The sequence below is a fragment of the Duganella sp. CF517 genome, from assembly GCF_900110275.1.
Lineage (GTDB): Bacteria > Pseudomonadota > Gammaproteobacteria > Burkholderiales > Burkholderiaceae_D > Rugamonas.
Window position 1 is genome coordinate 66894 of the sequence record NZ_FODC01000009.1, and the last position, 22315, is coordinate 89208.

Here is a 22315-nt window from a genome sequence, read left to right on the forward strand (position 1 = left end):
CCGCGGTGTTGTCAATACGCCGGCTTCCGGCCCTATGCGCGCTGCCTAACTGAACTAGACGCGCCGCGTGGCTATGATGGTGGCCAACGTCCCGCTCCGGCGACCACACCAACCCATCTCCAGACAAAATGAAAACCTTTCACTGCGACAAGTGTGCCCAACAAGTCTTCTTCGAAAACACGCTGTGCTTCAATTGCGACAGCATGCTCGGCTATCAACCCAACCAGCGCGTCGTCAGCAGCTTCGAGGCTGCCGAGGAGGGAACTTGGCGTAGCCTGAACAAGAACGATGCGGGCCGCCTCTATAAGCAATGCAGCAACTACGTCAACCATCAAGTCTGCAATTGGATGCTGGACGCCAACGATCCCAACGAGCTGTGCGCGTCGTGCCAGCTGACCGTCGTCATCCCGACCCTCAGCACCGATAAGAACCACCTGTTTTGGCAGCGCCTGGAATCGGCCAAGCGTCGTCTGCTGTATTCGCTGTATTCGCTGCACCTGACGCCGGTTTCCAAGGAGACGGACGAGGAAACCGGCCTGGCCTTCCAGTTCCTGGAGGACGGCCCGGGGGAGGACGAGCGGGTCATGACCGGCCACGACAACGGGCTGATCACGCTCAACATCGCCGAGGCCGACCCCGCCCAGCGCGAGCGCACCCGCGAGCAGATGCATGAACACTACCGCACCTTGCTGGGCCATTTCCGCCACGAGAGCGGCCATTACTATTTCGACCGCCTGATCGCCGACAGCGAGTGGATCGACGGCTACCGCGAACTGTTCGGCGACGAACGCCAGGATTACAGCGAAAGCCTGAAAAAACACTACGAGAACGGTGCGCCGGTCGACTGGGAACAGCACTTCATCAGCACCTACGCCAGTTCGCACCCGTGGGAAGATTGGGCCGAGACCTGGGCGCACTACCTGCACATGATCGATACGCTGGAGACGGCGCACGCCTGCGGCCTGTCGCTCAAACCGCGCAAGAAGGAGGAGCCGGAAATGGTGATCACCGCGCCGCCGTTGAAGATCGATTCCTTCGACGAAATCGTCGCCGATTGGTTCGCGCTGACCTATGTGCTCAACAGCTTGAACCGCAGCGTCGGCACGCCGGATTCGTATCCGTTCAAGCTGCCGACGCCGGTGCAGGAGAAGCTGCACTTCATCCACAAGGTGGTGCTGGCGCAGGTGGAAAAGAACAAGGCCAAGCCGGTTGCCAAGGCGGCCGCCAAGGTGGAAAAAACGAAAGCGCCGGCCCCGGCGGCGCCGGTACCGACGCAGGCGCCGGCATCGACGCAGGCCCCGGCACCGACGCAGGCCCCGGCGGCCGCGTAACGCAGGCGCCGGCGGCCCGGCTCACGGCGTGGTCGGCTCCCCGCTGGCGACCCGGAGGCCGCGCCAGTAGTCGCGCTCGATTCTGGACAAGTCCACGGCCCGGGCGGCCTGGTCGAACGCTTGCTGCTGCTCGAGTCCCTGACGCGTGTGCTGGAAGCACACGTGCACGCTGCGCGTGGGGAACAAGTGGTCGGCGATGCCGACCCGTGCGCGATCGGCCGGCGTATAGCGTTCGGCGGCCAGCAGGTAGCGCAGCATGCGTTTTTCGATGACGATGGCGCCGAAGCGGCGCGCGAACAGCTTGCGCAGGTTGATCTCGTCGCTGATGGCCGCTTCGATCGTCAACGTCCCGCCGCGCGCGAGCGCGTCGAACGGTTCGCCGTACGAGTATCCACCGACGGTGCCGATGCGCACCGCTTGCAGCTCCGTCAGCGCGGCCGGCGTGACCGGCTTGTCCTTCAGATAGGCGAGCACGGTCTGCCGGCTGCCGACGGCGCTGGAGAAATAGCAGATCTTCTCCCGCTCGGGATTGCGGATCAGCGCCACCACGCCGGCGTAGCCGACGTCGTGCAGACCCACTTCCATCGCGCGCTTCCATGGGAAATAGTCGATGCGCGTGGCAAGGCCCATGCGTGTGGCCACCGCGCCGATCAGCGTGCCGGTCAGCCCATTGCCCGGCAGCGAACTGCTGAAAAACGGCGGCCACTCCTCGGTGGCGAAACGCAGCGCGTGCGGCTCGGCGGCAAAAGCCGGCATGCATAGCGATAAACCTGCGCAGAATTTCAACAGCCGTGACAGCTTCAAGCAGCCCCCAATTGCACCGCGACGGCGGTGATCGTGTCGCCTATGCTCCCACAGATTATCGGTCGCCGCAAAACTATATTGCCGGGAGGCGATTTCCTTCGGCAAGCTCGGCATGCATCATGCAAGTGGTGCGCGCCGGCGCCGGCGCGGCGATGGCCGTCAGTGTTCGAAGTCGAGCACGACGCGGCCCTCGATATCGCCCCGGCGCATGCGGTCGAACACGTTGTTGATGTTCTCCAGCCGGTCGGTCTGGACGGTCGCGCGCACCTTGCCGAGGGCGGCGAAATCGAGCGACTCCTGCAGGTCGAGCCGGGTGCCGACGATCGAACCGCGCACCGTGATGCCGTTGAGGACGGTGTCGAAGATCGACAGCGGGAAGTCGCCCGGCGGCAGGCCGTTGAGCGAGACGGTGCCGCCGCGCCGCACCATGCCCAGCGCCTGCTGGAACGCCTTGGGCGAGACGGCGGTGACCAGCACCCCTTGCGTGCCGCCCAGTTCCTTCTGGATGAAGGCGGCCGGATCGGTGGTGAGCGCGTTGACCGTCACCGCCGCGCCCAGCCGCTTGGCCAGCGCCAGTTTGCCGTCGTCGATGTCGACCGCCACCACGTTCAAGCCCATCGCCGTGGCGTACTGCACCGCCATGTGGCCCAGCCCGCCGATGCCGGAGATCGTCACCCAATCGCCCGGTTTGGTGTCGGTGACCTTCAAGCCCTTGTAGACGGTGACGCCGGCGCACAGCACCGGCGAGATGTCGACGAAACCGACATTGGCCGGCAGGTGGCCGACGTAGTTGGGATCGGCCAGCACGTATTCGGCGAAGCTGCCGTTGACCGAGTAGCCGGTGTTTTGCTGCTCGCCGCACAAGGTCTCCCAGCCGCCCAGGCAATGCGGGCAGTGCCCGCAGGCCGTGTACAGCCACGGCACGCCGACGCGGTCGCCCTCCCGGACGTGGCGCACGCCGGCGCCGGCCGCGACCACGTAGCCGACGCCTTCGTGGCCGGGGATGAACGGCGGATTCGGCTTGACCGGCCAGTCGCCCTGCGCCGCGTGCAGGTCGGTGTGGCAGACGCCGGTGGCGGCCACCTTGACCAGGATCTGGCCGGGGCCGACCTGGGGCACGGCGACTTCTTCAATCACCAGTGGTTGGCCGAATTGGCGGACGACCGCCGCCTTCATGGTTTTTTGCATGGTGCTGCTCCTTAATGGGGAAATGGATCGACGCGTCGACGCCGGCACGGACCAGTCTCCCCTTCGCCCACTGTAAAAACCATGATGTAGATCAAAATACTTCAGAACCGCGCCTCGGCTGGCGGCGGCGGAATGCCGGCCATCCGCTTGATGACGCGCCACGCAGCGATTCGTTTAGTCTCCGCGCCGGGGCCGCGCGGTCCGCTTCAGCGGCGCGCGGCGTCCAGCACCGCGTCGATCAACTGCCGGCTGTCGTACGGGCTGTCCGGCAGCAACAGGTCAGGCCGCACCAGCGCCGGCCCGGCCGCGCCGGACGGCCGCTCGAAGATCAGGCGCGGCACGCTGAGCGCCAGGCCGCTGGCGGGCAGCACGAAGTTCTGCGTGCCGCCGCTTTGGCGCACGCGCGCCGACCCGGGCGCGCCGGCCAGCTTGGCGAAGCCGAAGTCCTGCACCACGTTGCTGAACAGGATGGCCGACGAATAAGTGTTGCGCCCGACCAGCACATAGGTCGCGCCGCCGAAGCGCAGCGGTTCGTCCGGCTGCGGCGGCAGCCATTTGTCTATCGTGCCGTCGATGACGTCGCCCAGTTTCTCGGTGGCGCTCTCGCGGCCCTTGATTACCTTTTTCTTGTATGTCGACGCCCAGCGATACGGCTTGTCGGCGATGTAGCGCAAGATGCCGTCCATCCACATGTCGTCGTTGCCGCCGCCGTTGGCGCGCACGTCGATCAGCAGCGTCTTGACCTTGGCGTCGCGCAGCTGGGTGAAGGCGCGCGCGGTGAAGTCGGTGAACTGCTTCTTGTCGGGCCAGTAAAACGTGTTGACCGTCATCAGGGCGGCGTCGCCGGGCAGCAGCTCGAAACGGAACTGCCGGTCGAACTGCGCACGTCCGTCCAGATAGGCTGGCAGCCGGCGACCGGCTGGCGCGCGCAGTTGCCGGCCGTCGGCGGTCAGCACATCGAAACTGGCCGCGTCGCCATACATCTTCCAGTACAGGAAGGGCCAGCGGGTCGACAGCAGGTCGGCGCGGAAGGCGGGCGTGTCGCCATGGCAGCGTTCCAGCAGCCCGGCGACCAGGCGCCGCGCGGGCACGCCGTTGATCCGCTCGATGCGCGCGCCGGCCAGCGGCGAGGCCGCCCCGCCCAGTTCGGCGCGGATGGTCAAGCCGCCCTGCGCGTCCACCACCACCTCGTAGGGGAAGAATCCGCCGCCGCCGGCGACCAATGCCTCGCTTTGGCCGCCGGCGTCGGGCTGCGTGACGAGCATGTGGGCGTCCGCGAACACGGGGTTGAGCGTGGCCATCAGCCGCCAGGCCTGGTCGCGCGTCATCGGTTGGTCGAGCTGGGCGTCGATGCGCCGGTACGCTTGCTGTAACTGCTCGGCGTCGGCCGAGAATCCTGGATCGGGGTGGGTGCCGGCGATGGTGTCCCGGACGTAGCGCAAGTCCGCGCGCAGTTGTTCAGGCGTGAAGACGGGCGCCGTTTGCGCGCCGGCGCGGTGCGCGGCCAGCAGCGCGGCGGCGGCGATCAGGGCGAGCCAGGCCGGTCGGCCGAAGCGGGGGGAGGGCGTCATCGTTGTCCATCGGTGAAAAATCATGGGGTAACTGTAGTGCTTGCCGGTGGCGTCGGCCAGCGGCGGGCGACGAACTGCCGGTTTAACGGAATGGAATGCATTATTGCCGCCTTGGCAGGTTTTTAGGTGTGGCACGCCACAGACACCGGCGCGCGAGGGCGGCATCATCGTCCAGTCAGCCAACTAGCCCGCAGGATACATAATGGATTTCCCCACCCGCCATCTGAACCAACCGTTGCCTTACGACCCTTCCTACGAAATCGAGGAAGAGGACGAGGCCAAGACCATCGCCGGCCTGCAGGAGGCCATGCACAGCGTCGCCGAGACCGTCCATAAGGATAGCGGCCACGCGCCGCGTGGCGTGCACGCCAAGAGCCATGGCTTGTTGCGCGGCCAGTTGCGGGTGCTGGACCGCATCCCGCCCGACTACGCGCAAGGCCTGTTCGCCACCGCCGGCGAGTATCCGGTGGTGATGCGGCTGTCGACCACGCCCGGCGACCTGCTCGACGACAAGGTGTCGACGCCGCGCGGCGTGGCGATCAAGATCATCGGCGTGCCCGGCGAACGGCTGGCGGACGGCGGCGGCGACACCACGCAGGACTTCATCATGGTCAACGGTCCGGTGTTCCAGTCGCCGACGGCCAAGCAATTCCTGAACAGCGCCAGGCTGCTGGCCGCCACCACCGACAAGGCGCCGGCGTTGAAGAAGGCGTTTTCGGCGGCGCTGCAGGGCGCGGAGAAGGCGATCGAGGCGGTCGGCGGCGAGAGCGCCGCGCTCAAGGGGCTGGGCGGCCATCCGGAAACCCACATCCTCGGCGAGACCTTTTTCACGCAGGTGCCGGTGCTGTTCGGCCGTTACATGGCCAAGCTGTCGCTGGTGCCGGTCTCGCCCGAACTGCTCGCGCTGAAGGACCAGCCGGTCGACCTCGACAACAAGCCCAACGGCCTGCGCGGCGCGGTGGTCGATTTCATGACCGGACACGCGGCCGAATGGGAGTTGCGCGTGCAGCTGTGCAACGATCTGGCGACGATGCCGATCGAGGATCCCACGGTCGAGTGGACCAGCCCGTGGGTGGCGGTGGCGCGCATCAGCGCCGCTCCGCAGGCGGGCTGGACGCATGGGCTGTCGGTGCTGGTGGACGACGGCATGCAATTCAGTCCGTGGCATTGCATCGCCGCCCACCGTCCGCTCGGGTCGATCATGCGCGTGCGGCGCGCCGTGTACGCGGCGTCGGCGCGCTTCCGCGCCGAGCGCAACGGCACGCCGATCGCCGAACCGGCCAATCTGGATCATTGGCGGGAGCATTGACCGGTTGATGCCGCTGGCGGCTCGGCGATGGCGGATTACGGCGTGCCGCCTGATCCGCCCTACGTGTTGCCGAGGTCATTCGACGTGTGTATCCCAGGAGACACATGGCGGAAGAGCGTGGGTAATCCGCCATCCATGCGCCGCCGACGGCGCATCCATGACGTCAATACTTGTAATTCAACCCCACCACGAACGTGCGGCCCGAATGCACGTACAGCAGCGTGTCGTTGCGCTGGCTGTCGCGCCCGTAGCGCAGCGGCGTGTCGTTCAGGTTCTGCCCCTCCAGGCTGACGCGCAGCTGCGGCGTGATGTTGTACGACATGCTGAAGTCGATGTTGGTCGAACCATCGACCACGGTGAAGTCGTGGCCCTGCACGTCGCCCAGCACGTTGAGCAGGTACGACGACCGGTGCGCAGCCGACACCCTGGCGCTGAAGGTTTTGTCCTCGTAGAACAACGTCAGGTTGTGCGCCTTCGGCGACAGCCCGGTGAAGTTGGCGCGCCGCGTCAACAGCTCGTTGGCGGCGGTGTTCGGATTGTCGACCCGCGTGATGTAGGTGATCTTTGAATCGACATGCGTATAGTTGGCCAGCAGGCCGAAATTGGCCCAGATCCCCGGCAGGAAGCTGAACGGCGCCTGCAGGTTGAACTCGTACCCCGTCAGTGGACCGCCCGGCGTGTTGACCTGGCGGTTGACCACCACCGTGGTGTTGGGCAGGGTGGCGCAGGCCGGCGTGCCGCCGGTGATGCTGCAACCGCCGCCCAGCAGGATCGATTCCGGCAAGCCCAGCGACGAGAACACCGCGCGCTCCGATACGCCCTGGATGAAGGTGCCGATGTCCTTGTGGAAGGCGCCCACCGACACCATCGCGTTCTTGGCGTAATACCACTCGGCCTGCACGTCGTAGGTCTTGGCGCGGATCGGCGCCAGGTTGGGGTTGCCGATGGTGACCGTCTGCACCTGCGTGCTGAGCGTGGTCGACGGCGCCAGGTCGGTGTACTCCGGGCGCGCCAGCGTCTTGCCGGCCGAGAAGCGCAGCATCACGTCGTGCGGCAGGGTGGCCGAGACGTTGAGCGCGGGCAGGGTGTCGCGGTAGTTGTTTTTAAAGCGCGCCGGCTCCAGCACGCCGTTGGCGTTGAGCATGGCGAAGCTGTCGACGTCGGTGCGCGCGTGGCGCACGCCGACATTGCCGCGCAGCGGAATCGAGAACAGGTCGTACTTGAAGTCGGCCGCCAGGAACAGCGCCTTGATCGATTCGTCGACGCCCCGGTTGGCCTGGTTCAGATAGTTGTAGCTCGACCCCGGCACCTCGGCGCAGTGGCACTCGATGTTGTAGACCTTGAGGAACTTGTCGAGGTCGACGGCGGCCCACGAGCTCGGCACGCCGCCGCCGCCCAGGCCCTTGCCGAAGCCGCCGATCTGGCGCGTGATGTCGCCCATGCCGACGCCGGCCGGCAGGGTCAGGCCGTTGCCGCCGGAACCGATCTCGACGTTGGTCCACGTGTTGTCGCGCTTGGAAAAGCCGGTGCGCAGCGTCAGGTTGTCGTTGAGCTCGTAGCTGGCGTTGACCTGGTTGGTCTTGAGCGTGTTACGGGTGTGCAGGTAGCGGCCGACGAACTGGCCGTGGAAGGTGCCGTCCGCCTCCTGCGGCGCGAAGCTGAAGCTGTTCGGATTGGTGACGTCGATGCCGAAGTTCATCGTCGGCACGTTGCGGTTGTTGCGGAAGTCGAAGGCGTAGCCGTTGGCGTTCGGCGAGTCGAACTGCACCGTCGTGCGCTGCGGTTCGTCCAGGTCCGAGCGCGACTGGCCGGTCAGGAAGTCGATCTTCAGGCGGTCGGTGACATCGTGGCGGCCCGACAACACGTGCTGGCGGAACAGGGTCGAGTAGACGTCGAGCAGCCCCTCGCTGCGGATGTCGACCGCGTTGAACTTGCCGTAGTCCCAGCTGCCGGCGTCGTTGAAGTGGCTCTCCAGGATCGACGTTTGCGGCTTGCCGTTCGATTGCCCGAGGCTGCGGCCGAACGAGATGGCGGAGATGTAATTGTCGTAGCGCTTGTTGTTGAACTTGCCGCCCAGCAGATCGAGATTGAGCTCGGTGCCGCTGCTCGGGCGCCATTGCAGCGAGCCGGTCACGCCGGAGCGCTCGTACTGCGTCATCGAGCGGCGGTAGCGTGGAATGCGCGGCGCGAACGCGCCCGAGCCGGGCAGCGGGTTGGCGACGGTGCCGCCGTAGTTGTCGGTGCGCGACATGACGTCGTTGTAGGCGGCCGGGTTGGACGTGCGCGGCACGCCGAAGCCGCAGTTGGCGGCGTCGATGCCCTTGACGGCGTTGTTGGCGGGATTTTGCGGCGCGTAGCCGGCCGGCGCGCAAAAGCCGCCGTCGTTGCTGGCGCTGAGCAGCTCGACCGCCTCGTAACCCTCCTCCTGCACCGTGCGCTTCGAATAGGCGGCCGAGATCAGCGCGCCGAATTGCCCGTACGGCGTCTTCCAGCGCTCCGACAGCAGCGCCGTCACGCGCGGGCTGTATTTCTTCGACAGCGAATTGTGCATCTCCTGCGCCCCCAGGCTGAAGGTGCGGCCCTTGAAGTCGAACGGGCGCGCGGTGCGCAGGTCGACGGTGGCGCCGAGCGAGCCTTCCTCGACGCTGGCCTCGGACGTCTTGCGCACCTCGAGGCTGTTGAACAGTTCGGAGGCGAAGACGGAGAAATCGAAGCCGCGTCCGCGGTTGGTGCTGCCGTTGATGTCGGAGGCGCCGGTGGCCGTCACGCCTTCGATGCCGTTGATGCGCACCCGCGTAAAGCCGGCGTTGAGGCCGCGCACGGTGATCTGCTTGCCCTCGCCGCCGTCGCCGCGCGTGAGCGACACGCCCGGCACCCGTTGCAGCGATTCGGCCAGGTTGGCGTCGGGGAACTTGGCGATGTCCTCGGCCTTGATGACGTCGATGATGCCGTCGCTGGCGCGCTTGGTGTTCAGCGCGCTGTTCAGGCTGGCGCGGAAGCCGGTGACCACCACCACTGAATCCGCCGACTGCGCGGCCGCCGGCGCGGCGTCGGCGGGCGCGGTTTGCGCGTGCGAGGAGGTGGCCATCGCGGCCATCGCGGCCAGCACGCCGCTGACGGCGAGCACGGACGGTTTGAGCGGACTTGCGTTCCGGTTCTTCATGCGTATCCTTTTGTATTTTTTGTTGCTGTGTGGATGTCTCTCCCTGCGCGGGAAAATCGATCATATGCGACTTCAACGCGCGAAAAATCGGCGTCGCGGAAACGATCAGTGAGTTGATTTATTGGGGGATTTTGGGGACGCCGGCGTTGCTTGCTAACTACAATGCGCAGCGCCGATGGCGCCGGCCGGCGGCTGCGTCTATTGTGCGCCGCCGTACACTACTCTTGATACACTTTGGCTTTCGGCATAAAGAGTCATCATGGCGGCCCTCTCCGTTACCACGCTATCGTTTCCCGCCGCCGTCGGCGCACGCGCCCGCTTCATCGGCGGCGGCACGCCCATGCGCGACATGGTGCGCGATTTCCCGTGGCAAGAAACGGTGCTCGGCGCCATCGACGACTGGCCCGTCGCGCTGCGCACCAGCGTCGGCATCGTCATGCACTCGGCGCATCCGATGTTCCTGTGGTGGGGCGACGGGCTGACGCAGGTCTACAACGACGCCTACGTGCCGTGCTTCGGCGACGGCAAGCATCCGGCCGCGCTCGGGCAGGGCGGGCGCGAATGCTGGGCCGAGATCTGGCCCATCATCGGCCCGCAGATCGAGGCGGTGCGCAACGGCGGCGAATCGCGCTGGTACGCCGACAACCTGGTGCCGATCTGGCGCAACGGCCGCATCGAGGATGTTTACTGGAGCTACACCTACACCCCCGTGTTCGGCGAGGACGACGGCATCGCCGGCGTGCTGGTGGTGTGCACCGAGACCACGCCGCAGGTGTTGGCCGAGCGCCGCCGCCACGCGCTCGACCTGCTGGCGCGCCGCCTGCTGGCCTGCCGCAGCGAAGACGACGTGCGCGCCGGCATCGCCCTGAGCGCCGGCGACGATCCGGGCGACCTGCTGTCGGTGGAACTGCTGCGGGCGCCGGGCGCGGATGCCGCCGACGGCGCCGCGATCGGCCGTCGGGCCGGCGCCGACCCGGCGGTGGTGGTTGTCAGCGGCGCCGAACTGCATCTGTGCGACGAGCTGGCGCTGGCGTTCCGCGTCTCGCAGCGGTTGCCGATGGACGCGCCGTTCCGCCGCTTCCTGGAGCAGTACACCGCCACCGTGTGCGCCACCCTGAGCCGCCTCGACAGCGACCGCGCGCTGGCGCAGGCGATGGCCGAGAGCGAGCGCCTCAACGCCGACCTGAATGCGTCGTCGCGCACCAAGGATGAATTCCTGGCCATGCTGGGCCACGAGCTGCGCAACCCGCTGGCGCCCATCGTCACCGCGCTCAAGCTGATGAAGCTGCGCGGCGGCGCGCACAGCGAGACCATCCACGAGCAGGAGGTGATCCAGCGCCAGGTCGACCATCTGGTGCGGCTGGTGGACGACTTGCTCGACGTCTCGCGCATCGCCAGCGGCAAGGTCGAGCTGCGCAAGGAGACGGTGCCGCTGGCCGATGTGCTCAACAAGGCGATCGAAATGGCCAGTCCGCTGCTCGAGCACAAGCAGCACCGGCTGCTGGTCGACGTGGCGCCGGTGCGCTGGCACGGCGACCCGGCGCGGCTGGCGCAGGTGGTGTCCAACCTGCTGAGCAATGCGGCGCGCTACACGCCGGCCGGCGGCCACGTGACCCTGGCCACCCGGGTCCGGGAGCGCGCGCTGACGATCCAGGTCACCGACGACGGTTCGGGCATTTCGCCGACGCTGCTGCCGCACATCTTCGACCTGTTCGTGCAGGGCAACCGCCTGGTCGACCGCGCCAAGGGCGGGCTGGGCATCGGCCTGGCGCTGGTGCGCAACCTGGTGCAGATGCACGGCGGCGAGGTGGCCGCTTACAGCGCCGGGGAAGGGCGCGGCAGCACCTTCACGCTGACCCTGCCCGATTCGGTGGTGGACGACGCCGCGTCCGCCGATACGGCGGAGAGCGCCTCCGCCGGCGGCGCCGCGCCGGCCCGGGGCGGCGGCACCCGCGTGCTGGTGGTCGACGACAACCAGGACGCCGCCGATTCGCTGGCCGACCTGCTCGGCGCGCTCGGCTACAGCGCCACCGTGGCCTACGACCCGGCCCATGCCATCGCCGCGGCCGGCGACGCGATGCCGCAGGTGGCCATCCTCGACATCGGCCTGCCCGGCATGGACGGCTTCGAGCTGGCCGCCCACCTGCGCCGCCTGCCGCGCGGCGACACCCTGAAACTGATCGCGCTGTCCGGCTACGGCCAGGAGAACGACAAGCACCGCAGCCGCGAGGCCGGTTTCGCGGCCCACCTGGTCAAGCCGATCAATATCGCTGACCTGCAGACAACGTTATCATAAATAGTTGTATTTTTCTTAAATAAGCCGCTAGAATAGCTCCCGGGAAACTTTATCAGGCCGGGAGCCATATGGAATTGGTGTACAAGAACGAAAAGGCGCTGTTCGGCATCATGCTGGCCGTCTCGCTGGCGGTCTGGGCCGGCCTGCTGGCGACGACCATGGGCATGGCGCTGGTGTATCTGCTGCTGTTCTTCGTCACCTACTGCTTCGCGCAATCGGCGCTGGTGTCGTGGCTCAGGGGCACCGGCGTGCGCATCACCGCGGAGCAGTTCCCCGACCTGCGCGAGCGCATCGACGCCTGCTGCCGGCGCCTCGCCATCGACAAGCCGCCGGAGGCCTATCTGCTGCAAATGGGCGGCAGCTTCAACGCCTTCGCCACGCGCTTTCTCGGCAACGACTTCATCGTGCTGTATTCGGACATCGTCGACGCGCTGGAGGAGCGCCCGGACGCGATCAACTTCTACATCGGCCACGAGCTCGGCCACCTCAAACGCCAGCACCTGCGCTGGTCGGCGCTGCTGGCGCCGGCGTCGTTCGTGCCGCTGCTGGGCGCGGCCTACGCCCGCGCGCGCGAATACACGTGCGACCGCCACGGCTTCCACGCCTGCGACGACCTCGACAGCGCACAGGCGGGCCTGGCGGCGCTGGCGGCCGGCGCCAGGCGCTGGCGCCAGCTCAGCACCGCCGGTTACGCCGCGCAGGCGCGCCAGTCGTCCGGCTTCTGGATGTCGTTCCATGAACTGGTGGGCGACTATCCGTGGCTGGTCAAGCGCATGGCGGTGATGCGCGCACTGGCCGGCGGCAACGAGGTCGAGCAGCCCGGCCGCCACGGCCTGGCCTATGTGATGGCGCTGTTCGTGCCGCGCCTGGGCGTCGGCGGCGCCGGTTCGCTGCTGGCGGTGCTGGCGCTGATCGGCGCGCTGGCGGCGGTGGCGGTGCCCGCCTACCACGACTACAGCGCGCGCGCGCGCATGGCGCAGGTGGTCGGCGTCGGCCACGACGCGACGGCGGCGGTGGAGCGCTATTTCTACGCCCACGGCAGCGCTCCGGCCACCCTGGAGCAGGCCGGCTACGCGATGGCCGATCCGAACCACGTGGTGCAAAACATCACGGTCGACGCCGCCAACGGCGCGGTGCACGTGTTCCCGGCCGACCTCAATTATCGCGGCAAGGCTATTGCGTTCACGCCGAGCCTGGACGAGAATAAGCGCGTGGCCTGGCGCTGCGGCAGCGACGCCATCCCGGCCCGGCTGTTGCCGGCCGATTGCCGCGAGTAGCCGGCCGGCCCGCCGCCGTCCCCGCGCCGATCCCGGCGCCACCCCCGCGCCGCCCCCGGCGCCACCCCATGAAGGACGCCGTTTTGACCACATCGCTGGAAGTCGCCGCCAATGCCGTCATGGCGCTGTCCATCGTGCTCGCCGGCCGCAACAATGTGCATTCGTGGTGGCTGGGCGTGATCGGCTGTTCGATGTTCGCGGTGCTGTTTTATAGCTCCAGGCTGTATGCCGACGTCGCGCTGCAAATTTTCTTCATCGTCACCTGCCTGATCGGCTGGCGCCGCTGGGCCGGTGGCGGCGGCAACGGCGGCGGGGCGCTGCCGATTTCGAAGGCGCGGCCGCTGCTGGTGGGCTCGATGGCGCTGGCCGGCCTGGCGGCCACCGCCGCCTACGGCGTGATGCTGCAGGCGTGGACCGACGCCTACGCGCCGTTCATCGACTCGGCCGTGCTGATGTTCAGCATCATCGCGCAATTGCTGCTGATGGGGCGGCGCTTGCAGACCTGGCCGTTCTGGCTGCTGGTCAACACCGTCTCGATTCCGCTGTACGCCAGCCGCGGCCTGTACCTGACGGCCGCGCTGTACGCGGCCTACTGGCTCAACGCGCTGGCGTCATGGCTGTTCTGGCGCCGCCAAATGCGTGGCCTAGAGGCAACGGCGCAACTAAACGCGTAGAAAACACCGACAAAAATCGACTTTGTCTTGGGCACGCTCTATCATTCATTTCCAAGTGGAAAAAATATGGAGCGCAAAATGCAATGGTTCTACGACCTCAAGATAGGCAAGAAGTTAATTCTGGCGTTCGCGGTGGTCATTGCGCTGACCTGCTTCCTGGGCCTGTTCTCGATCACCCAGCTGGTCAAGGTGAACCAGGCCTCCACCGACATCGCCACCAACTGGATGCCGGCGGTGCGCTACCTGGGCCAGATGCAGACCTCGATGTCGCGCTACCGCATCTCCGAATCGACCCACATCCTGTTGTCCGAGGAGGCCGACATGGCGGCCACCGAGAAATCGATGGCGACCCGCCTCGAAACCCTGGCCAAGCAGCAGGCCTCGTACGCGGCGCTGGTGTCGGAGCCGGAGGAAAAACGCATCTATGCCGAGTTGCAGAAAACCATGGAGGCCTACCAGGCCGAAAGCAAGAAGCTGACGGCGCTGTCGCGCGCCGGCCAGAAGGACGAGGCGCGGGTGCTGTTCCGTGGCGCCTCGAACAAGGTGTTCCGCCAGGTCAACGAGCAGCTGGACGCGCTGGTCAAGATCAACGACGACGGCAGCACGGCGGCCGACACCTCGGCCGCCGAGACGTTCGCGCTGGCCCGCAAGCTGATCCTGGGGACGCTGGGCGCGCTGATCGTCATCAGCCTGCTGCTGGCGACAACGGTGTCGCGCGCCGTCGCCGCGCCGCTGCAGGAGGCGGTGGTGATCGCCCGCCGCGTGGCCGAGGGCGACCTGACCGGCCACATCGTCAGCACCAGCAAGGACGAGACCGGGCAGCTGATGCTCTCGCTCAAGGCGATGAACGACAGCCTGCTGCGGGTGGTGGGCGAGGTGCGCGGCGGCACCGACACCATCGCCACCGCGTCGGCCGAGATCGCCAGCGGCAACCTCGACCTGTCGAGCCGCACCGAGGAGCAGGCCAGCTCGCTGGAGGAGACCGCCTCGGCGATGGAGGAGTTGACCTCGACCGTCAAGCAGAACGCCGACAACGCCCGCCAGGCCAACCAGCTGGCGCAATCGGCGTCCGGCACCGCCACCGACGGCGGCCAGGTGGTGGGCGAGGTGATCGCGACGATGGAGGCGATCAGCGCCGCCTCGCGCAAGATCGTCGACATCATCAGCGTGATCGACGGCATCGCCTTCCAGACCAACATCCTGGCGCTCAACGCCGCCGTCGAAGCGGCGCGCGCCGGCGAGCAGGGGCGCGGCTTCGCGGTGGTGGCGTCCGAGGTGCGCAACCTGGCCCAGCGCAGCGCGGCGGCGGCCAAGGAGATCAAGCAGCTGATCGACGATTCGGTGACCCAGGTCGACAGCGGCACGGCGCTGGTGCAGCGCGCCGGCACCACGATGAGCGAGGTGGTGTCGAGCGTGCGCCGCGTCAGCGACGTGGTGGCCGAGATTTCGGCCGCCAGCCACGAGCAGAGCACCGGCATCGAGGAAGTCAACCGCGCGATCACGCAGATGGACGAGGTGACACAGCAAAATGCCGCGCTGGTGGAACAGGCGGCGGCGGCCGCCGGGTCGCTGCAGGAGCAGGCCGCCAACCTGGCGGCCGTCGTCAGCGTGTTCCGGCTGCGCTAAACCGGCCGCCACGCCGCCGCCGCACGCCGCGCGCCGTCAGGCCTGCGGCGTTTTTCTTTGGTGGTGGTGGTTGGAGCTGCGGAAGGCGCTCGGCGTGATGCCGATGCGCTCGCGGAAGGCCGTGGCGAAATTGCCAGCATTGTTAAATCCGATCAGCAGCGCGATGTCCTGCACGTCCATGTCGGTGTCGCGCAGCAACTCCTCGCCGCGCCGGATGCGGGCCTCGCGGATGAAGGCGAACACCGTCATGCCGGTTTGCTCGCGGAAGATCTGCGACAGTTTTTCACGGTAGGTGCCGACGCTGCGGGCGATCTCGGCCAGCCCCGGCAAGGTGGCCAGGTTGTCGTCGATCAGGCGCTTGACGGCGGCCACGATGACCGCGTCCGGATCGCTGTCGGGACCGCCCGAGGCGGCCGCCGCGGCGGCCTCGGGGTCGTTGGAGGCGTGCAGGCCGCGGTCGCTGACGCGGCGCGCCAGGTTCAGGTGCACCTGGATGCGGGCCGCCAGCTCGCCCGGCGAAAACGGTTTGGAAACATAGTCGACGCCGCCGATCGACAGCCCCATGATGCGCTCCTCGTCGGCGTCGGCGCCGCTGAGGAAGATGACCGGGATGTCCTGCGTCACAGGGTTGGCTTTGAGCAACCTGCACGCCGTGTAGCCGTCCATATTGGGCATGCGCACGTCGAGCAGGATCAGGTCCGGCAGATTGGCCAGCGCCAGCTGGTAGCCCTGCAGCCCGTTGAAGGCCACCGACACCTTGTAGGGCAGTTCGCTGAGCAAGTCGACCAGCACGCGCTGCTCGAACGCGGAGTCGTCCACGATGAGGATCTTGCGCTGTGTGCTGTCGCTGGCCGTCGGCATGGTTCACCTTGCTTGGTTGATAAAATCTTCACGCCCTGTTGCGTATTATGCCTATCTTTTAAAAATTTTTAATAGTTTTCTACGCTCCCAAAACCGTAGTCACTTGCAGCAAAAGCGCGGTTTTTTTAGATCATCAATAATTGGCCCAAGTGTTGAGCGATGGCAATTGTCCTGAATAACGCCCCTCGACACCGTCATTCAATTGTTAATTATGGGGGTTTCAATGAAAAGCAAGCGCACATCCCGTTCGGCGGGCCTCGCGGCCGTGCTGGCGGCCGCCCTGGCCGCCACCGCGCCCGTCGCCGACGCGGCCGTCTACGTCAACGGCTCCAAGACCAGCAACTTCGACGTGACGATGAGAATCATCGCCGATTGCACCATCGCCGCCAACGCGCTCGATTTCGGCCAGTCGCAGGGCGTGCTGGCGACGTCGGTGTCGGTCAACACCACGCTCAGCGTCACCTGCACCAACACCACCTTGTACAACGTCGGCCTGAACGCCGGCACCGGCACCGGCTCGACCACCGCCGCGCGCGTGATGAGCGGCACCGGCGCCAACACCAGCACCGTCGCCTTCAACCTGTACCAGGCCGCCGGCGCCACCAACTGGGGCAACACGCAGGGCACCGACACCCGCTCGGGCACCGGCACCGGCGCGTCGCAGACGCTCACCGTGTACGGCGTGGTGCCGGCCCAGGCGACGCCGCAGCCGGACACCTATAAATCGACGATCACCGCCACGGTGTATTTCTAAACGATGAACCTACCGGCGCGACTAGTGTGCTGGGTGATGTGCGGCGTCCTTGCGATGCTGGGAGTACAGGCGGGCGCTGCGAATTTGCAGATTTCCCCCGTGATGATCGTTTTGCGCGCGGGCCAGGGTGCCACCGGCATTTCGATGCAAAACCTCGGCGAGAGCCCGGTGTATGGCCAAGTCAGGGTGTATCAGTGGGAGCAGAAGGACGGCGACGACCTCCTGACGCCGACCCAGGAAGTGGTAGCGAGTCCCCCAATTCTACAGATCGGGCCCAAGAGCAGCCAGATCATTCGCCTCGTGCGGCGTAGCCAGCAACTCCCAAGCAGCGAGTTGTGCTACCGGATTTTGATCGATGAAATACCGCCCGAAGACGGCGCCCCGGCGGCCGGCGTGGATATCCGCCTGCGCTACTCGGTGCCGATGTTCGTGCTGCCGGCCGACGAGCGCGCCGCGCCGTCGCTGGCGTGGAGCGTGTTCAAGAAGGACGGCAACTGGATGCTGCGGGTGAAAAACAGCGGCAACCAGCGCGCGCAGATCGGCGCGCTGGAGCTGCGCAACGCCGCCGGCGGCCAGTTCGTCATCGCCCCCGGCCTGTTCGGCTATGTGCTGGCCGGGCGCGAGCGCGAGTGGCGCCTGCCGACGCCGGCCGATGCGGACCTGCGCGGCGCGCTGGCCGTCAAGGCCAATATCAACGCCCGGCCCGTGAGCGACAGCGCCACCGGACGGCTGGACTGAGCGGGCATGTGGGGGCGGCTGCTCTGCCTGTCACTGATGGCCCTGAACCTGGCGACGGCGGCGCTGGCGCAAGCGCCGCCCGCGCCGCCGGTGGAAGAGGAACTTTTTTTGGAGGTGGAATTGAACGGTGAACCGACCGGACTGATACTGCGCTTTACCCGTGGCACCACCACCGGCTTGCGCAGCAGCGTGCAGAATTTGCGCGACCTGGAGCTCGACCCGCGCCTGTTCGGGGTCGAGGGCCGGGATCAGTTCGACCTCGACGACATCCGCGGCCTGAGCTACAGCTACGACGCGACGCGCCAGTCGATCGCGCTGCGCGTGGCCGATACGCTGCGCGCGCCGGTGGCGCTGTCCGGGCGCAGCGTGCGCGTGGCCGGCCCGGCCGCCGTCACGCCGGGGCTGGTGCTGACCTATGACGCGTTCGGCCGGCTCGACCGCGAACGCGGCGTGTCGGTGGCCCACGAGCTGCGCTACTTCAACGACAGCGGCGTCTTCAACAGCACCGGCGTCTACAACGCCGGCGCCACCGGCACCGGCCCGCGCTTCATCCGCCTCGACACCGCCTGGGTGCGTTCCGATCCGGTGACCTTGGAGACCTGGCAGGTGGGCGACCTGATCTCGTCGTCGCTGCCGTGGAGCCGCTCGCTGCGCATGGGCGGCGTGCAATGGCGCAAGAGCTTCGACCTGCGCCCGGACCTGCTGACCTTCCCGGTCGCCACCTTGTCCGGCTCGGCCGTGGTGCCCAGCGCCGTCAGCCTGTATGTCAACGGCGTGCGCCAGGTCGAGACGGCCGTGCCGTCGGGACCGTTCGTGATCAACCAGGTGGCCGGCATCAACGGCGCCGGCCAGGCCACGCTGGTCACGCGCGACACGGCCGGGCGCGCGGTCACCACCACGGTGCCGCTGTATGTCGACACGCGCCTGCTGGCGGCCGGCCTGACCGACTATTCGATCGAGCTCGGCGTGCTGCGGCGCGACTACACCACGCGCTCGTTCGGCTACGCGCGCGCGCCGGCGGCCAGCGCCTCGCTGCGCCACGGCGTCAGCGACAGCCTGACCGTCGAGGGCCACGGCGAGGTCGGGCGCGAGGTCGTCAACGGCGGCGCCGGCGCCATGCTGCGGCTCGGCCAGGCCGGCGTGGTGCGCGCCTCGCTGGCCGCCAGCGGCGGGCGGCGCAACGCCAGCGGCAGCGGGCGCGGCGTCCAGGCCGGCCTCGGTTACCAGTATCTGAGCGGGCGCTTCAGCATCGACGCCGAGACCTTGCGCGCCAGCGGCGGCTACAGCGACCTGGCCACCGCCGACAGCGGCGCCGGCGCCCGCGCCAACGACCGCATCAACGTGAATCTGGCGCTGTGGCCGGGCCACAGCCTCGGCGCCAGCCTGGTGAGCCTGCGCGCGCCGTCGCTGCCGCCGGCGCGCATCGCCGCGCTGTCGTACGCCGCCACGCTGGGCGCCGGCTTCTACCTGAGCGTGAGCGCCTTCCGCGACCTGCGCGACGCCGCCGCGCGCGGCCTGTTCTTCAGCCTGAGCGCCTCGTTCGGCGACCGCATCGCCGCCAACGCCAGCGCCGGCCGCCAGAACGGCGTGCGCAGCCGCATCGTCACGGTGGGCCGCTCGGCCGACTACGCCGGCGGCTTCGGCTGGGGTCTGCAGTCGCTCGAGAGCAACGGCGCGCCGCTGCGCCAGGGACAATTGACGTATCTGGGCGGCTACGGCCAGGTCGGCGCGCTGGTGCAGCAAAACGGCGACAACCGCAGCACCTCGCTCAGCGCGGCCGGCTCGCTGGTGGTGATGGACGGCGGCGTGCACGCGGCGCGCCAGGTCGGCGCCGGCTTCGCGCTGGTGTCGACCGACGGCGTCGGCGGCGTGCCGGTGCTGCAGGAGAACCGCGTGATCGGCCGCACCGGCGCCGGCGGCTACCTGCTAGTGCCCAACCTCAATCCGTACCTGATCAACCAGGTCGGCATCGACACCAGCGCGCTGCCGCTCGACGCCCGCATCGCGGCCACGCGGCGCGAGGTGGTGCCGGCGCGCCAGTCCGGCGTGCTGGCGCGCTTCCCGGTCGAGACCTACGCGGCGGCCAGCGTGATCGTGCACGGCGCCGACGGCAAGCCGGTCGCGGCCGGCGCGCGGGTGCTGCACGTCGAGAGCGGCGCGTCGACGCTGGTCGGCTTCGACGGCGTCGCCTTCATCGACAACCTGGCGCCGCAGAACCATCTGCGGCTGACCGTGGACGGCGTGCCGTGCGTCGTCGAGTTCGCCTACGAGGCGGCCAAGGGCCCGGCGCTGCCGACGCTCGGACCGTTTATCTGCCGGGGTGTGCAATGACGGCGCGGCGGCTGGCGCTCCTGTCGGGGCTGGGGCTGGGGCTGGCGCTGCTGGCCGGCCCGGCGCGCGCCGACAGCTGCGCCATCGCGCCGCAAAACCTCGTCTTCCCCAGCGTCAGCTCGATTTCCAGCGTCGACGTCTACGCGTCCGCGACGCTCCAGATCACCTGCACCTGGACCAATTTCCTCGGCAACCTGCTGACGCCGAGCGTGACCGTGTGCCTGTATCTGGGCGCCGGCAGCAATTCGTCGTCGACGGTGACCAGCACGCGCCAGGTCGGCAATGGCGCGCTGCGCGCCAACTACAATATTTACACCGATGCCACGTACGCGCCGGCCAAGATTTGGGGCGGCTGGGTCGGCACCGACACGCCGACGCCGATCACCTTCACGCTGACCAAGGGCGGCGGCGTCGGTTCGCTGGTGCAGAACGTCACCTTGTTCGGCAAGCTGTCGGCCGACGCCACCCTGGCCGGGCTGGCGGTGGGGCCGAACGACCTGGCGTTCACCTCGGATTTCGGCGCCGGCAGCGGCCTGATGCAGTACATCTTCTTCCTGACCGGCACCGCCGCGTGCGCGCTCGGACCGACGTTGCCGATCGTGTTCCAGGTCCGCGCCGCCGTCATCAACGACTGCAACATCAATGTCGGCAACCTGGCGTTCCCGAACAGCTCGCTCCTCAACAGCAATGTCCGCACGACATCGACGATGTCGGTCCAGTGCAGCAAGAGCACGCCGTACCGGGTGGCGCTGTCGGCCGGCGCCAATGGCGCCACCAGCACGGCGCGCCGGATGCGCAACGTTGCTACCACGGAATTGTTGAGTTATCAGATATCGAACACGCTCGACGGCGCCAGCTGGGGCGATGGCAGCGGCGGCACCACGATCGTGTCGGGCACCGGCAACGGCGGCACGCAAACCCAGACCGTGTACGGACTGGTGCCGCTACAGAGCACGCCGTCTCCGGGCGATTACAAGGATACCGTCACGGCGACGGTGGTGTTTTAACGGGGGAGGGGCCGGCGCGCGCGGGTGGCGGCCGGCGGCATCAGAAGTAGACGACCCAGTTCTGCGCGCCCGATTCGGTGCGGATGGGCGCGGCGGCGCGGTCGATGGCGGCAGCGGCTGGCTGATCGGCGCCGCGGGTAAGCAGGTAGGGCGTTTTCAGTTCGCAGGCGACCACCGGGGCGGGGGCGGTCGCGGTGGTGGCGCCGCGTTGCTGGACGCTGGCAGGGCCGGTGGCGGTTTGCACGGTGCAGGCTTCCTTGACCACGAAGCTTACTTGCATGGCGCTGGTGGCGGTTTTGTTGCCGGCGCTGGCAGTCAGCGGCAGGCCGGCGACGAGCAGGGCGAACAGGGCGAACGACGGGGCGAAGGTTTGGGCGAGGGTTTTCATAAATGGCGTAGTAGGCGGCAAGCGGGTTTATGGGTTGCTCTAACAAAACGAATTTTACCGTGAATAAACATTCTATCCAATGTTCACATTTCACGACGAAATCCACCCTTACAAATCGGTGGAATTTGGAGAGTTTTCAAGGTCGTTTTTTGGCCTATTTTGGCAACTGGAAAAGGGCTGAAAAATATTGTTTTTCACTGGGAAAGTACTTAAACCGCAGGGCAAAAAAGGAGGCGAAATTGACACCAGAAAAATCACACATAGTCGCAAAGGTTTGCTCGCAAAAAAGTCACACATTGTTACAGCAGTCATGCAAGTAAGTCGCATCACGCTGCGTTTTCAACCGATTTTCCTGTTCACTTGAACCAAGGAGTTACACATGAAACATACCGATTTCGGCCGCATGCCTTGCCCCATCGCCCGCAGCCTGGGTAAAGTTGGCGAATGGTGGAGCATTTTGATCCTGCGCGACGCGTTCTACGGCCTGTCGCGTTTCGACGAATTTGAAAAGAGCCTCAAGATCGCCCCCAACATGCTGACCCGCCGCCTGGCCGGGCTGGTCGAGGGCGGCCTGATGGAGCGGCGCCAGTACAGCGCCCGTCCACCGCGCTATGAGTACCTGCTGACCAAGGCCGGCCGCGACTTCAAACCCGTGCTGCTGGCCTTCATCGCCTGGGGCAACGACCATCTGGCACCGGAAGGCGCCAGCCTGCTGGTGGTGAGCCGCGAAACCGGCAAACCGGCCGACCAGGTGCTGGTCGACGCCAACAGCGGCCTGGCCATCAACGACGAAGACTATATGTTCGCACCCGGCCCGGCCGCCAGCGACACCATGCGGACCCGCTTGATCGAGATCAGCAAGCACGCTTCGTAAGCGTTGTTGCATCCCTACAAGACGCCGGCTTGCCGGCGTTTTTTTTCGTCAGCCAGGTCGGCCGGCGGACCCGGCATCCGCGTGGAATTTCCCATGGGAACTGAAATCGCTTTGCATTCAGGC

17 protein-coding genes are annotated in these 22315 nt (G+C 67.1%); 11 read left to right on the plus strand and 6 right to left on the minus strand.

All coding sequences use genetic code 11. The features are described from left to right. Window positions 1-128: 128 nt before the first annotated feature. Complete coding sequence (locus tag BMX85_RS27075) at window positions 129-1331, plus strand: zinc-binding metallopeptidase family protein (protein ID WP_090326390.1); 1203 nt, start codon at window positions 129-131, stop codon at window positions 1329-1331. 21 nt (window positions 1332-1352) lie between these two features. Here the strand turns inward: BMX85_RS27075 and BMX85_RS27080 are convergent, their stop codons facing one another. The 3 genes from BMX85_RS27080 to BMX85_RS27090 all read right to left on the minus strand — a co-directional run bounded on the left by BMX85_RS27080 (window position 1353) and on the right by BMX85_RS27090 (window position 4894). After that, a complete protein-coding gene (locus tag BMX85_RS27080) occupies window positions 1353-2087 on the minus strand; it encodes a substrate-binding periplasmic protein (protein ID WP_090326394.1) in 735 nt (244 codons plus the stop codon). 207 nt (window positions 2088-2294) lie between these two features. After that, entirely contained in the window at window positions 2295-3323 is a 1029-nt protein-coding gene (gene adhP, locus BMX85_RS27085) for an alcohol dehydrogenase AdhP (RefSeq protein WP_090326398.1), read from the minus strand. Window positions 3324-3529: 206 nt separating this feature from the next. Continuing rightward, window positions 3530-4894, minus strand: coding sequence for a S41 family peptidase (locus BMX85_RS27090; protein ID WP_143068080.1), 1365 nt, complete (start codon window positions 4892-4894; stop codon window positions 3530-3532). A gap of 202 nt (window positions 4895-5096) precedes the next feature. Between BMX85_RS27090 and BMX85_RS27095 the strand changes: the two genes are divergently transcribed. Further along, entirely contained in the window at window positions 5097-6203 is a 1107-nt protein-coding gene (locus tag BMX85_RS27095) for a catalase family protein (RefSeq protein WP_090326408.1), read from the plus strand. 163 nt (window positions 6204-6366) lie between these two features. Here BMX85_RS27095 and BMX85_RS27100 read toward each other — a convergent pair whose 3' ends face one another. After that, a complete protein-coding gene (locus BMX85_RS27100) occupies window positions 6367-9366 on the minus strand; it encodes a TonB-dependent receptor (RefSeq protein WP_090326412.1) in 3000 nt (999 codons plus the stop codon). Window positions 9367-9625: 259 nt separating this feature from the next. Between BMX85_RS27100 and BMX85_RS27105 the strand changes: the two genes are divergently transcribed. From BMX85_RS27105 to BMX85_RS27120, 4 genes are all read left to right on the plus strand, one after another. Further along, the gene (locus BMX85_RS27105; protein ID WP_090326417.1) at window positions 9626-11662 is read left to right on the plus strand and encodes a hybrid sensor histidine kinase/response regulator; all 2037 of its coding nucleotides are present in this window, start codon (window positions 9626-9628) and stop codon (window positions 11660-11662) included. Between the two features lie 68 nt (window positions 11663-11730). Beyond that, a complete protein-coding gene (locus tag BMX85_RS27110) occupies window positions 11731-12939 on the plus strand; it encodes a M48 family metallopeptidase (RefSeq protein WP_090326420.1) in 1209 nt (402 codons plus the stop codon). A gap of 83 nt (window positions 12940-13022) precedes the next feature. Next, window positions 13023-13613, plus strand: a complete 591-nt coding sequence (gene pnuC / locus BMX85_RS27115; protein WP_090327045.1) for a nicotinamide riboside transporter PnuC — start codon at window positions 13023-13025, stop codon at window positions 13611-13613. A 78-nt stretch (window positions 13614-13691) separates the two neighbouring features. Beyond that, a complete protein-coding gene (locus tag BMX85_RS27120; RefSeq protein ID WP_090327049.1) occupies window positions 13692-15239 on the plus strand; it encodes a methyl-accepting chemotaxis protein in 1548 nt (515 codons plus the stop codon). Between the two features lie 36 nt (window positions 15240-15275). On the opposite strand, the gene BMX85_RS27125 is transcribed toward BMX85_RS27120, so the two are convergent. Further along, window positions 15276-16100: a response regulator transcription factor gene (locus BMX85_RS27125; protein ID WP_090326424.1), complete on the minus strand. Its 825-nt coding sequence runs from the start codon at window positions 16098-16100 to the stop codon at window positions 15276-15278. Window positions 16101-16323: 223 nt separating this feature from the next. Between BMX85_RS27125 and BMX85_RS27130 the strand changes: the two genes are divergently transcribed. The 4 genes from BMX85_RS27130 to BMX85_RS27145 are packed head-to-tail and all read left to right on the plus strand — an operon-like array spanning window position 16324 to window position 20930. Further along, window positions 16324-16854, plus strand: coding sequence for a Csu type fimbrial protein (locus BMX85_RS27130; RefSeq protein WP_090326427.1), 531 nt, complete (start codon window positions 16324-16326; stop codon window positions 16852-16854). Between the two features lie 54 nt (window positions 16855-16908). Further along, window positions 16909-17592: a fimbrial biogenesis chaperone gene (locus tag BMX85_RS27135; RefSeq protein WP_255372400.1), complete on the plus strand. Its 684-nt coding sequence runs from the start codon at window positions 16909-16911 to the stop codon at window positions 17590-17592. A gap of 36 nt (window positions 17593-17628) precedes the next feature. Next, complete coding sequence (locus BMX85_RS27140) at window positions 17629-19923, plus strand: fimbria/pilus outer membrane usher protein (RefSeq protein ID WP_229210686.1); 2295 nt, start codon at window positions 17629-17631, stop codon at window positions 19921-19923. Then, window positions 19920-20930 (plus strand): Csu type fimbrial protein, encoded by a 1011-nt coding sequence (locus BMX85_RS27145; protein WP_090326440.1) that lies wholly within the window; start codon window positions 19920-19922, stop codon window positions 20928-20930. Before BMX85_RS27140 ends, BMX85_RS27145 begins: the two co-directional genes overlap by 4 nt. A gap of 40 nt (window positions 20931-20970) precedes the next feature. On the opposite strand, the gene BMX85_RS27150 is transcribed toward BMX85_RS27145, so the two are convergent. Beyond that, window positions 20971-21318 (minus strand): hypothetical protein, encoded by a 348-nt coding sequence (locus BMX85_RS27150; RefSeq protein ID WP_090326444.1) that lies wholly within the window; start codon window positions 21316-21318, stop codon window positions 20971-20973. A gap of 379 nt (window positions 21319-21697) precedes the next feature. On the opposite strand from BMX85_RS27150, the gene BMX85_RS27155 reads away from it, so the two are divergent. After that, window positions 21698-22192 (plus strand): winged helix-turn-helix transcriptional regulator, encoded by a 495-nt coding sequence (locus BMX85_RS27155; RefSeq protein WP_090326449.1) that lies wholly within the window; start codon window positions 21698-21700, stop codon window positions 22190-22192. Window positions 22193-22315: the final 123 nt, after the last annotated feature.